Here is a 15107-nt window from a genome sequence, read left to right as displayed (position 1 = left end):
GTTGTGCCTTCCTGCGCCGAACAAGTCACCTGGCGGCGAAAACCTCGAGCGATCCCACCGTGGCGCGGTTGTCCTTGATGCGCTGGACCAAGCGCCAGCGTCCCCCGCGACGTTCCCATCGGTCGTGGTAGTCGCCGAGCGTGTGAAAGGTCACGTCCGGATTGCTGCGCGACAAATGTAGATCCTGCACGTACGCACGACTTGTGGCATGGTCGCCGTCGACGTCGACCAGGACGTTGCCGATCAGGTGCTGGGTAACGCCACAGTTGTCCAGAAATCCTCGGATCAACTCGATGATGGCCGCGCATCCTTCCAGTCGACCCGTGCCGAAATCGCCGACGGCGTTGTCGGAGAGGATCTCCGACAAGGCGATCCAGTCACGGTCGTCCATCGCACGCGCGAACGTGATCAGTGCCCTCTGGATGTCTCGCTCGTCGCTGAACCGATCTGACCGCTCGTTCGCCATGTGCCGCTCCCCCAGGCTCCTCGTCGTTTCGCCGGACATCGTTGTCTGCTGATTCTGCCGAAGCCGGTTCGCCACGGCGGCTGGTTCGCCCACTGGCCGGGATGCGACGCGACTATGCCTGCACCCGACGCCACTCGCGCAGACGCAGGCGAGAACCGTCACCGTCCCGCTGGTCGAGAAGCGTCAGCACGGCTGTGGGCTGACGCCCATAGCCTCGTGACGACATCGTCTTGCAGAGGAATCAACCGTGCCGTACATCAAGGACGTGGCCGGCTTGTGGAGCAGGGGCGACGATCCACGGCACGTGCGCGACCTCAGCGCCGGACGGCATCAACGTCGGCACAGAATCGTGAGCGCCGCAGTGACCCTCGCTGCCGATGGCTACGACGCCGTCCAACTTCGACTGGTCGCAGAGGACGCCGGTGTCTCGACAAGCACCATCTATCACTACTTTTCATCGAAGGATGACCTACTGGTCGCGTGTTTCCACCGCTGGATAGTGGCAAACGACCTGGCAATACGCGCAGAGCTGGCCCCGATCGCCGACCCCACCGAACGGTTGCGGCGGGTCATCTACCGGATGACTGAATCTCTCTGTGCAGCAACGCCCTTTGCCCAGGCTGTATGTCGTGCGTACCTTTGCGCGGACCACACCGCCGCCGCGAATACCGATCATGTCCGTGAGGCACTGAGCATGGTGTTCTCGGGGCTCGACAGGTCCGACATCTCCCCTCGACTGCAGCAGGACATCGGCAGCCTGTTCGGCGACTGCTGGGTGATCAACGCCCTGTCCGTCATACATGGGCGCGCCACCGTTGCCGAGCTCCAGGACCGATTGGCCCGTACCGCAGCGGATCTGATGACGAGCCGACTGTCACCGACCACGTGACTCGCGATCGCTAACCGGGTGTCGCGGTGGTTTCTTGTTCGCGTTTGATTTCCAGTGCGATGTCGATGAGTTGGTCTTCCTGGCCGCCGATGAGTTTGCGTTGGCCGGCGCGGTGGAGCAGTTGGTGGGCGGGCACGCCGTAGCGTTCGGATTGACGGATGGCGTGTTTGAGGAAGCTGGAATACACCCCGGAGTAGCCCATGATCAGGGCATTGCGGTCCAGCAGGCACTCGGCCGGCATCGCCGGAGCGACGACCTCTTCGGCGGCATCGGCGATGTCGAAGAAATCGATCCCGGTCTTGACACCGATCTTGTCGAACACCCCGATCAGCGCCTCGACCGGCGCATTTCCTGCCCCGGCACCGAAGCGCCGGCACGACCCGTCGATCTGCTTGGCACCCGCGCGGACCGCCTCGATGCTGTTGGCCACCCCCAGGCCCAGGTTCTCGTGCCCGTGGAAGCCCACTTGGGCGTCATCGCCGAGCTCGGCCACCAACGCACTGACCCTGTCGGCGACACCCTCGAGCACCAGCGCACCCGCAGAGTCCACGACATACACACACTGACAACCCGCATCGGCCATGATCCGGGCCTGGGCAGCCAGCTTCTCCGGGGAGATGGTGTGGCTCATCATCAGAAACCCGACCGTCTCCAGACCCAGTTCACGGGCCAGGCCGAAATGCTGGATGGAGACATCGGCCTCGGTGCAGTGGGTGGCGATCCGGCAGATCGAACCGCCGTTGTTCTGGGCTTCCTTGATGTCTTCCTTGGTGCCCACCCCCGGCAGCATCAGGAACGCGATCTTGGATTCCTTGGCCGTCTCCGCGGCCAGCTTGATGAGCTCCTGCTCCGGGGTCTTGGAAAACCCGTAGTTGAAGCTCGACCCACCCAATCCGTCGCCGTGGGTCACCTCGATGACCGGCACACCCGCGGTATCGAGGGCGGCGACGATAGAACCGACCTCATCGAGAGTGAACTGGTGACGCTTATGGTGGCTGCCGTCGCGCAGCGAGGTGTCCGTCATCCGGACATCCCACATCGGGTCGAAATAAATGCCGTCGGTACTCATGCGTGGCCTCCTGTGGTGGCAGCCAGGATTTCCTGGGCGATCTCCTCGCCCACCTTGGTCGCCGCAGCGGTCATGATGTCGAGATTTCCGGCATACGGCGGCAGATAGTCACCCGCACCCTCGACCTCGACGAACGTGGTGACCAGGTGATCGCCGCCGTTGTACACCGTCGGCTCGTCGAACTGCGGCTCATTGAGCAGGCGATAACCCGGCACATAGGTCTGCACCTGGGCGACGACGTCCTTGATCGACTCCGTGATCGCGTCGTGGTCGGCGTCTTCGGGGATCGCGCAGAAAATGGTGTCGCGCATGATCATCGGCGGATCCGCCGGATTCAAGATGATGATCGCCTTGCCTCGCTTGGCGCCGCCGATCACCTCCACCCCCGCACTGGTGGTCTTGGTGAACTCATCAATATTGGCCCGCGTCCCCGGACCCGCCGACGCCGACGACACCGACGCCACGATCTCGGCGTACGGCACGTCCACCACACGGCTCACCGCATACACCATCGGAATCGTGGCCTGCCCACCGCAGGTCACCATGTTGACGTTCGGCGCATCCAGATGCGCACGCAAGTTCGCCGGCGGGATCACCCCGGGACCCACCGCCGCCGGAGTCAGGTCGATCGCCCGGATACCCGCCTCGGCATACCGCGGCGCCGCGTCCCGATGCACATACGCACTCGTGGCCTCGAACACCAAATCCGGCAACTCACTCTGACCCAACAACCAGTTCACACCCTCATGACTGGTCTCCAAACCCAACTTCCGGGCCCGCGCCAGCCCCTCACTCTCCGGATCGATACCGATCATCCACCGCGGCTCCAACCACTCCGACCGCAACAGCTTGTAGAGCAAATCAGTACTGATATTGCCGGATCCGACGATCGCCACAGACGCCCTGTCAGGCATTCGCTAATCCCCTATCACTGAAAATCGAGGTGTACTCGACAGGCAACGCCTGATTGCGCCAGTGCTCGCATCTGTTGGCCCACAAAGCATCAGCGACACAAGTGTGTGGCGCGCGGCAGGTCGGATGTAGCGCGGCGCCCACTGACCGGACGTCTGCTACCTCACATCGCGCATACGCGCGACGCATCCCACTGTGCGGCACCGGGTGTGTTCTCGTGGCGACGATCATGTGGAATCAGAGAATGACTGTCGATTTCCACGAGACCCGGCGCGAGGTCAGCACGCCGTCCGGAACCCTGCGCTATCACGAGGCCGGCGACGGTCCCCCGCTGCTGTTGCTTCACGGGTCCGGGCCTGGGGTGACCGGTTGGCGGAACTTCCGCGGCAATCTGGACGTGTTCGCCCGGCACTTCCGCTGCCTGGTGCTGGAGTTTCCGGGATTCGGGGTCAGCGACGACTTCGGTGGCCACCCGATGGTGGATGCTCAGGGTGCCGCCGTGCAGTTCGTCGACGCACTCGGCCTGGAACGCGTCGACGTCATCGGCAACTCGATGGGCGGCGGCGTCGGCATCAACTTCGCGATCAAGCACCCCAGCAGGATCGGCAAACTCGTGACCATCGGCGGCATCGGCACCAACATTTTCAGCCCCGGGCCCAGCGAGGGCATCCGACTGCTTCAGGAGTTCACCGAGGAGCCCACCAGGCAACGTCTCATCGACTGGTTGCGCTCGATGGTCTACCACCAGGCGTTGGTGACCGAGCAACTGATCGAGGAGCGCTGGGAACTGGCCACCGACCCCGAGACCCTCAGCGCGGCCCGACGCATGTATGGCAAGGCCGCTTTCGCGGCCATGATGGAGATGATGCGTCACGCCGACGTGCCGATGCCGTGGGCCACGATGCACAAGGTCGCGGCTCCGACGTTGCTCACGTGGGGACGCGATGACCGTGTCAGCCCGCTGGACATGGCGCTGGTGCCGATGCGGACGATTCCGAACGCTGAACTGCACGTGTTCCCGAACTGCGGCCACTGGGTGATGATCGAAGCCAAGGCGGCTTTTGAACGAACAGTGCTGGCTTTTCTCACCCAAACCGACGCCTAGCGCGCCGATCCGCAAGGAATCGCAGAGCGTAACGCGGCAGTTGCCCGGCAGGCACAGGTGCCGGCCAGGACTCCGAGCGGAAGTACGCGTCCGAACCGCCGTCGACGAAGATGACACTGCCGCAAAGGAATTCCGCAGCGTCGGAGAGCATGAAGACCATCCAGTCCGCGAGATGGCCGGCGTCGCCGTACCCGCCCACCGGAACGGGGAACGCGTTGATGGCCTTGGCCTCCGCCGGGTTGGAGAGCTGTTCGGACAGCAGCGGGGTCATGACGGCGCCCGGGGCGAGCGCGTTGAGCCGGATGCCCGCACCCGCCCACTCCCGCGTGACGGCGTGTCGCCGCACCCACCGGGACACCGCGATCTTCGTGGCCGCATAGCTCATCGGCGCCGACCGTTTCCCGAACCAGCGGACGGCCCTGAGGGCTTTCGCCGGATCGCCGTTCAGCAGAGCTCGTACTGCGCGTCGCGGCACGGCGGGTGTGACGGTGGTCGAATTGCTGGCGACAACGACGACCTTCGCAGCTCCTGCACGCGCGAGCGCCGGCCGCAACGCGATCAGCAGGTCGACGACGCCGAAATAGTTCACCTGCACGATCGTGTCGTCGCGGCCCGGAATCGGACCGAGACCGGCCGCGAGGACAGCGCCGTCGAGGACACCCCCGCATCTGTCCAAGACTGCGTCGGCTGCGGCATGCCGCGCCGCCGCGGTTGACAGATCGGCCACCACATCGGCGTCCTTGATGTCGACGCCGATCACCGAATGTCCTGCCGCGACCAGTCGCTCGGCGACCGCACGCCCCATCCCCGAAGCGGATCCACTCACGACATAGGTACCCACGCGGCACTCCTCCGTCAGATCTTCTTGCCGCGCAGGCGGGGCACTACGAGCCCTTGAACAGGCTGAAACCCTTGTAGCCGGCGTTCGCCACCTCTGCGCAAATGTCGAGGTACGCGCCGAATCCGCCGATGAAGAGCATGAACACCCTCGGCTTCCCCGGCACATTCGCGCCCATATACCAAGAATTGGCCCGCGGGAACAGGGTCGCCTCGGCTCGCTGATTGCACTCGGCCACCCAGTTGTCGACTGCGTCCACCGTGGCTTCCATCGCGACCAGCTGGTGTTCGTCGAGGTAGTCGAGCGCGTCGGCGATCCAGTTGATGTGCGCCTCGGCGTGAAGCACCATGTTCGCCAGCACAGCGGGGGCGCCCGGTCCGGACACCAGGAACAGATTGGGAAACCCGTCGACCCCGAGTCCGAGGTAGGTGCGCGGACCAGCGGACCAATCGTCGACCAGCCTCCGGCCGCCCCTGCCGACGATGTCGATCTTGGCCAGGGTTCCCGTCATGGCGTCAAATCCGGTGGCCAGCACGATCGCGTCCAGGTCGACGTGGGTGTCGGTGGTGTTGATCCCGGTGGCGTCGATCGAGGTGATCGGAGTCTTGCGCACACTGATCAGCTTCACGTTGGGACGGTTGAAGGTCTGGAAGTAGTTGGTGTCCGTGCAGATCCGCTTCGTACCGATCGGATGATCATCGGGGATCAGCAGTTCCGCAACGGCGGGGTCGTCGATCACCGCCCGCACCTTGTCCTCGTAGAACTTGCGGGCTTCCTCGTTGGCGTCGAGGTCGATCATCTGATCGGTGAAGGTCTTCGAGAAGAGCACGCCCCCCAGTTCCCAGCGCTTTTCGAAGGCATCCCGCCGCTCCTCCGGGGTGGCCTCCATCGTGCGTTTGGGATGTGCCACATGTGGCGAGCCGCCGCCGCTACGCCACGACATCCGGCGCCGCTCGTCGTAGGTGGCTTTGGCGTGGGCGATCTCGTTTTCGCTGAGAGCGCGGTTACCCGCGGGGACACTGTAGTTCGGGGTGCGCTGGAAGACGTACAGCTGGGACGCCTGCTCGGCGATGACGGGTATCGATTGAATGCCCGAGGACCCCGTACCGATAACACCGACACGCTTGCCGGTGAAGTCGACACCCTCATGGGGCCAGTTCGCGGTGTGATACACCGAGCCATCGAAGGCGTCCAGCCCGTTGATGTTCGGCTTCAGCGGCGAGGACAGCGGACCGGTGGCCATCACCACGAACCGCGCCGTGACCACCTCACCGCCGTCGGTGGTGACCGACCACAGCAGCGTGTCTTCGTCGAACACCGCCGAGACCACCCGCGTGTTGAACGTGATGCCGGAGCGTAGGTCCAGTTTGTCGGCGACCCACGTGATGTACTCCAGGATCTCGCCCTGGGTGGCGTACTTCTCCGTCCACGTCCACTCCTGCTGGAGCTCGTCGGAGAAGGAATAGCAGTAGTCGAGACTCTCCACGTCACACCGAGCGCCGGGGTACCTGTTGAAGTACCACGTCCCCCCGACTTCCGGTGCCGCCTCGAAGACCCGGACCGATCGTCGCTGCTCCCGGAATTTGTGCAGGGCGTACAGACCGCCGAAACCTGCACCGACCACCACGACTTCGACATGGTTTTGAGTGGCACTCACGTCGTGAACGCTAGGACGTCCGCGCTCGCCTGCCGGTGGGTCTTCCCGGTCAACGGTCAACGGAATTGTGTCCCGTCCACCGGTAGCACCACCCCCCAGCAGTGACAGCGGTGACCAGAATGCTGCCCATGAGCGACGTCGAATCCGGCAGCCGCCCCCCGGCCTCGGACCGCGCAGTACCGCTGACCGTCACCGACGTGATCGAGGAGAGTCTTGATGCCAAGTCCTTGGTGTTCGCCGTGCCGGGCGAACACGCGCAGAGGTTCGGCTACCGGCCCGGCCAGTTCCTGACTTTGCGGATCCCCAGCGAGCGAACCGGTTCGGTGGCGCGCTGCTATTCGCTGGCGAGCTCACCGCACACCGACGATGCGCCGAAGGTCACCGTCAAGCGCACCTCTGGTGGGTTCGGGTCGAACTGGCTGTGCGACAACATCTCCATCGGCGACACGATCGATTCCCTGCCGCCGTCGGGAGCCTTCACACCGCAGGATCTGGACGCGGACTTTCTGCTGTGGGCCGCAGGTAGTGGCATCACGCCGGTGATGTCGATCCTGAAATCTGTGCTCGCCGCGGGGACCGGCCGCGTGGTCCTGTGTTACGCGAACCGCGACGAGGCGTCGGTGATCTTCTCCGCCGAGCTCCGCGAACTCGCGGCCCGCTACGCGGGCAGGCTCACTGTGCTGCACTGGCTGGAGTCGATCCAGGGTCTGCCCAGCCGTGCGCAGTTGGGCAACTTCGCCCTTCCGTACGCCGGCTACCACTGCTTCATCTGCGGACCGGCAGCGTTCATGACGATCGTCAAAGATGCTCTTTCCGAGGTCGGTGTCCCTCGCGAACACATCCACTCGGAGGTGTTCCAGTCACTCGATGGTGACCCGTTCGCGGAGGTGACCGTCGACGTCATCCCGGATGACGGTCAGGCAGCCGATGCCGAGATCCTCCTCGACGGCGAGATCCATCATCTGCGCTGGCCCGCGGGACGCAACCTCGTCGACACCATGATGGCGGCCGGCATCGAGGTGCCCTACTCGTGCCGGGAGGGTAGCTGCGGGTCCTGCGCCGCGACCGTCACGGATGGTCAGATCGACCTGGGCAACACGGCGATCCTCGAGGAACAGGACATCGCGGACGGCCTGTTCCTGGCGTGCCAGGCGTGCCCGCTCTCGAGCACGGTGAAGATCGAGTTCTGATATTCGCCTGTTGTGCTCCGCTGCAAGCACACCGGGAAGTTCCGCTGAATCACTTCCGCTCACTGGGACGGGACGAGCGGGCACTGCTCCCGCGCGGCCACCATCGTAGCCATGACACAACGGGTGATGGACAGCCTCGCCGAGTTCGCCGAGCAGATGCGCGAGCAGGCCGTGGAGGCCGAGAAGATCGGCAAACTGACCGATGACACGGTCAAGACCATGAAGCAGATCGGCAACATCCGCCTCCTGCAGCCGAAGGAGCACGGCGGCTTGGAAGTTCACCCCCGCGAGTTCGCCGAGACCGTGATGGCAACCGCCGCCTTGGATCCCGCGGCCGGATGGATCAACGGCGTGGTCGGTGTACATCCGTACCAGTTGGCCTACGCCGAACCTCGCGTGGGCGCGGAGATCTGGGCCGACGACGTCGACACCTGGGTCGCGTCGCCCTACGCCCCTCAGGGCGTCGCCACACCCGTTGACGGCGGATACCTCTTCAACGGCCGCTGGCAGTTCAGCTCGGGCACCGACCACTGCGACTGGATCTTCCTGGGCGCGATGCTCGGCGACGCCGACGGCACACCCGTGATGCCACCGCAGATGTTGCACATGATCCTGCCGCGCAAGGATTACGAGATCGTCGAGGACTCGTGGGACGTCGTCGGCCTGCGCGGCACCGGGTCCAAGGACGTGATCGTCAAGAACGCTTTCGTACCGAACTACCGGACCATGGACGCGATGAAGGTCATGGACGGCACTGCACAGCGCGAGGCCGGCATGACCGAGACCCTCTACCTGATGCCGTGGTCGACGATGTTCCCGCTGGGTATCTCCTCGGCCACGATCGGCATCGCCGAGGGTGCCCTCGCCGCTGCGCTCGACTACCAGCGACAGCGTGTGAACTCCAGCGGCGTCGCGATCAAGGACGACCCCTACGTGATGTACGCCATCGGTGAGGCCGCCGCCGACATCAACGCCGCGCGCCAGGAGATCCTCGCCAACGTCGATCGGATCTACGACATGGTCGACGTCGGCAAGGAGGTGTCGTTCGAGGACCGTGCCGCGGGGCGTCGCACCCAGGTCCGCGCGGTGTGGCGCGCGGTGGCGGCAGTCGACGAGATCTTCGCCCGGTGCGGTGGCAACGGAACGCGGATGGACAAGCCCCTGCAACGGTATTGGCGCGACGTCCATGTGGGCCAGGCGCATGCCATCCACGTCCCCGGCACGGTGTTCCATGCGTCGGCACTGAGTTCACTCGGGGTAGATCCGCAGGGTCCCCTGCGAGCGATGATCTAGGGGTAGTCGTCCGATGAGTCTGATCAAGAGCCTGGGCTATGTGACGGTGCAGACCACCGACATTCCCCGCTGGCGCCGATTCGCTTTCGACGTCCTGGGTTTCGCCACCGGCAGCGGACCCGACCCCGAGTCGCTGTATCTGCGTTTGGACGAGCGGGCCGCGCGCATCATCGTGTCCCCTGGGTCCACCGACAAGATCGTCACGGTCGGCTGGGAGGTGCGTGACCGTGCCGACCTGGATCAGGTCACACGCAGACTGGACGAGGCAGGCACGCCCTACAAGGAATTGTCGTTGGCCGAAGCCGACAGTCGCCGGGTCGAGGAAGTGATCGCGTTCGAGGACCCCGCGGGCACCTCTCTGGAGATCTTTCACGGTCCGGTCCTCGATCACAGCCCGGTCGTCACGCCGTTCGGCGCGAAGTTCGTGACCGGCGAACAGGGCCTTGGACACGTGGTACTGCCGGCGCTCGATGTGCCCGGAATGTTCGCCTTCTACACCGACGTGCTCGGATTCAGGTCCCGCGGCGCGTTCCGCGTTCCGGTGCCACCGGAGTTCGGTCCGGTCCGGGTACGCTTCCTCGGTGTCAACCAGCGACACCACAGCCTCGCGCTGTGCCCGGCCGCGACGCTGCGGGACCCCGGGGTGATCCACCTGATGGTGGAGGTCGACGCTCTCGACGCGGTCGGCCAGGCACTCGACCGGGTCAACAGGGACGGTTTCCAGTTGTCCTCGACGCTGGGGCGGCACACCAACGACAAGATGGTGTCGTTCTACGTGCGCGCTCCCGGCGACTGGGACATCGAGTTCGGCACCGAGGGCATGCGCGTCGACGAAACCTATTACACCGCAGAAGAGATCACCGCCGACAGCTACTGGGGTCACCAGTGGGTCGACGATCTTCCCGCGGCGATGCGGCCATGACCGCCGACATCGTCCCCGTTGCGGAATCCGACATCACGCAGTGGGACCACGAGGCCGACGTGGTGATCGCCGGGTACGGCGTGGCAGGCGCCGCGGCAGCAGTGGAAGCCGCGCGGTCGGGGGCAGATGTACTCGTCGTGGAACGGACGGGCTCGTGGGGCGGCGCGGCGTCCATGGCAGGTGGTTTCATCTACCTCGGCGGCGGCACCTCCCTGCAGACCGCCTGCGGATTCACGGATTCGGTCGACAACATGGCCGCTTTCCTCAACGTGGCCATGGGACCGGGCGCCGACGCGAAGCGCATCGACGACTATTGCGCGGGCAGCGTTGCGCACTTCGACTGGCTCGTCGGTTGCGGGGTCCCATTCAAGGCCGAATTCTTCGGAGAACCCGGCTGGGAGCCGATGGGTGACCAGGGCCTGATGTACTCCGGTGGAGAGAATTCGTTCCCGTTCAACACCATTGCCACGCCCGCACCCCGCGGGCACGTCCCCCGGATGTCGAACAAGAAGCAGGGCGAATCCAGCGCCGGCTTCATGCTGATGAAGCCACTGGTCGACACCGCAACGGCTTCGGGTGCGCGCGCTCTCTACGACGTCCGCGCTCAACGCCTCGTGGTCGCTTCCGACGGTCGAGTGGTAGGCCTGGTGGCCCGAAGGTACGCAGACGACATCGCCATCCGGGCCCGACGCGGCGTCGTGTTGACGACAGGCAGCTTCGCCTACAACGAGGCCATGGTGGCGCAGTACGCACCGCGAATCGCCGGTCGCCCTGCGGCATCGATCGAACAGCATGACGGCCGGGCCATCCGGATGGCGCAGGCGCTGGGCGCGGATCTGGCACATATGGACGCCACCGAGGTCGCCATCTTCGCCGACCCACAGCAACTGGTGCGCGGCATCCTGGTCAACGGTCGCGGACAACGGTATGTCGCCGAGGACACCTATCCGGGTCGGATAGGGCAGCTGACTCTGTATCACCAGGACAACACTGCCTATCTGATCATCGACGGTGACGCTCAGGACGAGGCCATGGCGTCGATGTCACCGCAACTCATGATGCGGCCACCGACCTGGGTGGCCGACACCGTCGAGGATCTGGAATCCGAGATCGGCCTCGCCCCGGGCGCCCTGCAGGCCACCGTCGCGGCCTACAACGACGGTGCCGCCCGTGGCGAGGATCCGCTGCTGCACAAGAAGGCGCGGTGGCTGCGGCCGATCGGTTCTCCGGTCGGCGCGATCGACCTCCGGGAGAGCACCGGCGGCTTCACGCTCGGCGGCTTGGCGACGACTCTGGACGCCGAAGTGCTTCATGTCAGCGGTGACCCCATTCCCGGCTTGTTCGCGGCAGGACGCTCGGCCGCCGGGGTCGCGGCCTGGGGGTATGCCAGCGGGATCTCACTCGGCGACGGCAGCTTCTACGGGCGCCGTGCGGGTCGGAGCGCAGCCAGGGGCTGAGGGCCCCCGAACACCGAATCCGGGTGCGCCAGGCGCGCACCCGGATTTGGCATTTCGACACACCCTGACAAAGCGCGCATCTATGTGACAGCAGCCACAGCGATGTGGTAGTTCTATATGACCAATAGGTATATGCCTATTAGGAGTATCAGTTTTCCGGAGGATCCCGATGACCGTGACCATCGACAACCCGGCAGCCACCGCCGGTAAATCCGCTGCCGAAACCCCCAGCGCCGTGATCGACAGGGTGTCGCTGGTGCTCGACGCGTTCGACGGGCCTGGCCGGCTCACTCTCGCCCAGATCGTGCGCAGGACCGGGCTTCCGAGGTCCTCTGCGCACCGGATGCTCGAGCGGCTGGTTCAACTGCGCTGGCTTCGGCGCAGCGGACGCGACTACGAACTGGGGATGCGACTCGTCGAACTCGGATCGCTGGCCGTCCATCAAGACCGCCTGCACAAGGCTGCGATTCCGATGCTGCACGAACTGCATGCCGCCACCGGCCTGGTCGTCCATCTGGCGCTGCTGGACGGTTGCGACGTGGTCTATCTGGAAAAGGTCGGGAATCGGATGACCACCGCGATTCCCACTCGGGTGGGCGGTCGCCAACCGGCGCACTGCGCCGCGGTGGGCAAGGCGATGCTGGCGTTCGCCGACGAGCACGACATCGGTAACTACGACACCGATCCGATGCCCCGGAGGACGAAGTACTCGCTCTCCACACCTGCCCAACTCCGCGCCGAAATGCTGAAGGTTCGCTCACATGGCATTGCGTTCGACCGCGAGGAATCGGTACCGGGCTTCGGGTGCGTGGCCGCTCCGATCGGTGATCCCGGCGAGGCGGTCGCGGCCATCTCGGTGTGCGGCCCGATGAGCCAGATGATGTTCGATCAGCGATTGGTGGCGCCGGTCCGGATGGCGGCGCTGCGCATCTGGCGGGCCGTCGAAGGAGGGCCGCTGCGCGTGGCGCCGACCCTGCAGCAGATGCGCCCGCTGCGGGGTGGACCTGCCTCGCTGCCCGCCGGGCCCAAGCCCAACCTGCAGCCGGCATGAGCCTCGATCCGCAGATCGCCGGCATCATCGAGACACTCGACTCCGGGTTTCCGCCGGTTCACACGATGACCGGCGAGCAGGCCCGTGCGGCCATTCGGTCGCGATTCGTGCCTCCGGCCGAACCCGAGGCGGTCGCCTCGGTCGAGGAACGCACGGTGCCCGGACCCGCAGGTATGGTGACGGTGCGCATCTACCGGCCGGCTGCCGCCTCCGATGTCGCGCTTCCCACGTTGGTGTACGCCCACGGCGGCGGCTGGGTGTTCTGCGATCTGGACAGCCACGACGGATTGTGTCGCGCCTTCGCCAACGCCATTCCGGCCGTGGTGGTTTCGGTCCATTACCGCCGCGCGTCCGAGGAGGGGCAATGGCCGGCGGCCGCCGAGGACATGTACGCCGTCACCCGGTGGGCCGCCGAACACATCGACCGGCTCGGCGGGAATCCGTCCGCCCTGCTCGTGGGCGGGGACAGCGCCGGAGGCAATCTGGCGGCGGTCACCGCGCTGATGGCTCGCGATCGCAACGGTCCGACCTTGGGCGGTCAGATGTTGCTCTACCCCGTCATCGCTGCAGACTTCGACACCGAGTCCTACCGACTCTTCGGCGCGGGCTTCTACAACCCGCTGCCGGCTCTGCAGTGGTACTGGGACCAGTACGTGCCCTCACTTGCCGACCGGATCCACCCCTATGCCGCACCGCTGTCGGCCGAAGACCTGTCGGGGTTGCCTGCGGCGATCACCGTCGTGGCGGGTCACGACCCCCTGCGCGACGAGGGTCTGGCCTACACCGAAGCGCTTGAGGCCGCGGGGGTCCCGACGACGTGCCGGTACTTCGAGGGCGGAGTGCACGGCTTCATGACGATGCCCGCCTTCGATATCTGCCAACGGGCGCGCGCACAGGTCAGTGCCGACGTGGCCGAACTCGTCGGTAGGCCCGTCACGAAGTGACCGCGCGTAACCGTGGCGTATCGAGCGGTTCCGCCGCCCCGTAGCGCTGCTCCGGGTCCAACACACAGTGGGTGCGCCCGAATACGGTGACCATGCACTTGTTGTTGTGGGTGCAACGGCTGCGAACGCCGGCATCGGTCATCATCTTGGTCACCAGGTCCGGTTCGCGGAGCAAGGCCCGTCCCATCGCGACCAGCTCGAAGCCCTCTCGCATACCGGTCTCGACGTGCTCGCGGTTGGTGATCCCGCCGAGCAGAATCAACTTGGTGTTCTTCATGATCGGTACGAACTGGCGAGCCGCGGGCAGCATGTAGAGATCCTCGTAGGGATAGCTGCCCATCACCCGCTTGCCCAGCAGCCGCACTCCGGGTCGCATCATCGGCGGCATCACCTTGGTGAACTCACGCACGGGCACATCGCCACGGAACAGGTACATCGGGCGGTACACCGACGAGCCCTGCGTCAGCTCGATGGCGTCGAGCGTGGCATCCGCGTCCAGCAGCGCGACGGTGCGCAGCGCTTCGTCGATCCAGATGCTGCCCGGCAGACCGTCGTCCATGTCCAGTTTTGCGATCACCGCGATGCGGTCCCCGACGACCTCCCGGACTCGCCGCGCGATCTCGCGTACCAGCCGCGACCGGTTGTCGATGTCACCGCCGTACTCGTCCTTGCGCCGGTTGATCACGGGGCTGAGAAACGAACTCGGCAGATAGAGATGCCCGAAATGCAGTTCTACGGAGTCGAATCCGGATTCCACGGCGATATCAGCCGCGGCACCGAACTGCTCGATGACAACGGCGATCTCGTCGCGGCGGATTTCGCGGCAGTACGCGAACGACGTCGGGTTGACGAACCGGCTGGGGGCCATGGCGGTAACGCCGGTGAGCTTCTTCGGTGCGACGACCCCGGCGTGGCCCAGCTGCGCCGAGACCGCCGCGCCCGCACCGTGCACTGCGTCGGTGAGCTTACGCAGACCGGGCAGGGCGTCGGTGTCCATCACGATCTGCCCCGGCGCACTGGCACCCTGAGGTGACACGCAACAATAGGCGACGGTGGTCATCCCCACGCCGCCCTCGGCGAAGGTGCGATGGAAGTCGATGAGATCATCGGTGACCCGGCCATCCGGCGAGCGGCCCTCCGAGGTGGCCGCTTTGACGATCCTGTTGCGGAGCCGCACGGGTCCCAGCTGAACCGGGGCGAAGGGATCTGGGCTCAGGTCGGTCATCCCCACACCGTCGACGCCAGGTCGGTGCCCGTCAACACTGGTCTCCCGGTAGTCGGGATCGCCGACCCCACGCGGACGGCCGGTACCTA

The 15107-nt window shown here is 65.5% G+C and carries 14 protein-coding genes; 8 read left to right on the top strand and 6 right to left on the bottom strand.

The window, feature by feature from the left end; translation table 11 throughout:
* Positions 1–25: 25 nt before the first annotated feature.
* Positions 26–466, bottom strand: coding sequence for a nuclear transport factor 2 family protein (locus EL337_RS13655; RefSeq protein WP_048634453.1), 441 nt, complete (start codon positions 464–466; stop codon positions 26–28).
* Between the two features lie 349 nt (positions 467–815).
* On the opposite strand from EL337_RS13655, the gene EL337_RS13650 reads away from it, so the two are divergent.
* Positions 816–1355: a TetR/AcrR family transcriptional regulator gene (locus EL337_RS13650; RefSeq protein WP_170216921.1), complete on the top strand. Its 540-nt coding sequence runs from the start codon at positions 816–818 to the stop codon at positions 1353–1355.
* 10 nt (positions 1356–1365) lie between these two features.
* Here EL337_RS13650 and dmpG read toward each other — a convergent pair whose 3' ends face one another.
* Entirely contained in the window at positions 1366–2424 is a 1059-nt protein-coding gene (dmpG, locus tag EL337_RS13645) for a 4-hydroxy-2-oxovalerate aldolase (protein WP_126316573.1), read from the bottom strand.
* Positions 2421–3338 (bottom strand): acetaldehyde dehydrogenase (acetylating), encoded by a 918-nt coding sequence (locus tag EL337_RS13640; protein WP_126316571.1) that lies wholly within the window; start codon positions 3336–3338, stop codon positions 2421–2423. The genes dmpG and EL337_RS13640 overlap by 4 nt, the downstream gene beginning before the upstream one ends.
* A gap of 242 nt (positions 3339–3580) precedes the next feature.
* Here EL337_RS13640 and EL337_RS13635 point away from each other — a divergent pair, with 242 nt between their 5' ends.
* Positions 3581–4441, top strand: coding sequence for an alpha/beta fold hydrolase (locus tag EL337_RS13635; protein ID WP_048633746.1), 861 nt, complete (start codon positions 3581–3583; stop codon positions 4439–4441).
* On the opposite strand, the gene EL337_RS13630 is transcribed toward EL337_RS13635, so the two are convergent.
* Together EL337_RS13630 and EL337_RS13625 are read right to left on the bottom strand one after the other, a co-directional pair.
* A complete protein-coding gene (locus EL337_RS13630) occupies positions 4422–5282 on the bottom strand; it encodes an SDR family oxidoreductase (RefSeq protein ID WP_048633745.1) in 861 nt (286 codons plus the stop codon). The genes EL337_RS13635 and EL337_RS13630 overlap by 20 nt on opposite strands.
* A 43-nt stretch (positions 5283–5325) precedes the next feature.
* Entirely contained in the window at positions 5326–6936 is a 1611-nt protein-coding gene (locus tag EL337_RS13625; RefSeq protein ID WP_048633744.1) for a flavin-containing monooxygenase, read from the bottom strand.
* A gap of 128 nt (positions 6937–7064) precedes the next feature.
* On the opposite strand from EL337_RS13625, the gene EL337_RS13620 reads away from it, so the two are divergent.
* The 6 genes from EL337_RS13620 to EL337_RS13595 all read left to right on the top strand — a co-directional run bounded on the left by EL337_RS13620 (position 7065) and on the right by EL337_RS13595 (position 13793).
* Entirely contained in the window at positions 7065–8126 is a 1062-nt protein-coding gene (locus tag EL337_RS13620) for a ferredoxin--NADP reductase (RefSeq protein WP_048633800.1), read from the top strand.
* Between the two features lie 111 nt (positions 8127–8237).
* A complete protein-coding gene (locus tag EL337_RS13615) occupies positions 8238–9419 on the top strand; it encodes an acyl-CoA dehydrogenase family protein (RefSeq protein WP_048633743.1) in 1182 nt (393 codons plus the stop codon).
* Positions 9420–9432: 13 nt separating this feature from the next.
* Complete coding sequence (bphC, locus tag EL337_RS13610) at positions 9433–10341, top strand: biphenyl-2,3-diol 1,2-dioxygenase (RefSeq protein ID WP_048633742.1); 909 nt, start codon at positions 9433–9435, stop codon at positions 10339–10341.
* A complete protein-coding gene (locus tag EL337_RS13605) occupies positions 10338–11798 on the top strand; it encodes an FAD-dependent oxidoreductase (protein ID WP_048633741.1) in 1461 nt (486 codons plus the stop codon). The genes bphC and EL337_RS13605 overlap by 4 nt, the downstream gene beginning before the upstream one ends.
* 169 nt (positions 11799–11967) lie before the next feature.
* Positions 11968–12849: an IclR family transcriptional regulator gene (locus EL337_RS13600; protein ID WP_048633740.1), complete on the top strand. Its 882-nt coding sequence runs from the start codon at positions 11968–11970 to the stop codon at positions 12847–12849.
* Entirely contained in the window at positions 12846–13793 is a 948-nt protein-coding gene (locus EL337_RS13595) for a LipP1 family hormone-sensitive lipase (protein WP_048633739.1), read from the top strand. Before EL337_RS13600 ends, EL337_RS13595 begins: the two co-directional genes overlap by 4 nt.
* On the opposite strand, the gene EL337_RS13590 is transcribed toward EL337_RS13595, so the two are convergent.
* On the bottom strand, positions 13783–15018 hold the full coding sequence (locus EL337_RS13590) for an NADH:flavin oxidoreductase (protein WP_048633738.1): 1236 nt from the start codon (positions 15016–15018) through the stop codon (positions 13783–13785). The two genes, EL337_RS13595 and EL337_RS13590, sit on opposite strands and share 11 nt — an antisense overlap.
* Between the last annotated feature and the right edge of the window lie 89 nt (positions 15019–15107).

Origin of the sequence: Mycolicibacterium aurum (assembly GCF_900637195.1) — a bacterium.
In the GTDB taxonomy this organism is placed as follows: Bacteria; Actinomycetota; Actinomycetes; order Mycobacteriales; family Mycobacteriaceae; genus Mycobacterium; species Mycobacterium aurum.
The sequence above is the reverse complement of the archived record's forward strand: the minus strand, read 5'-3'. Positions and strand labels throughout refer to the sequence as shown.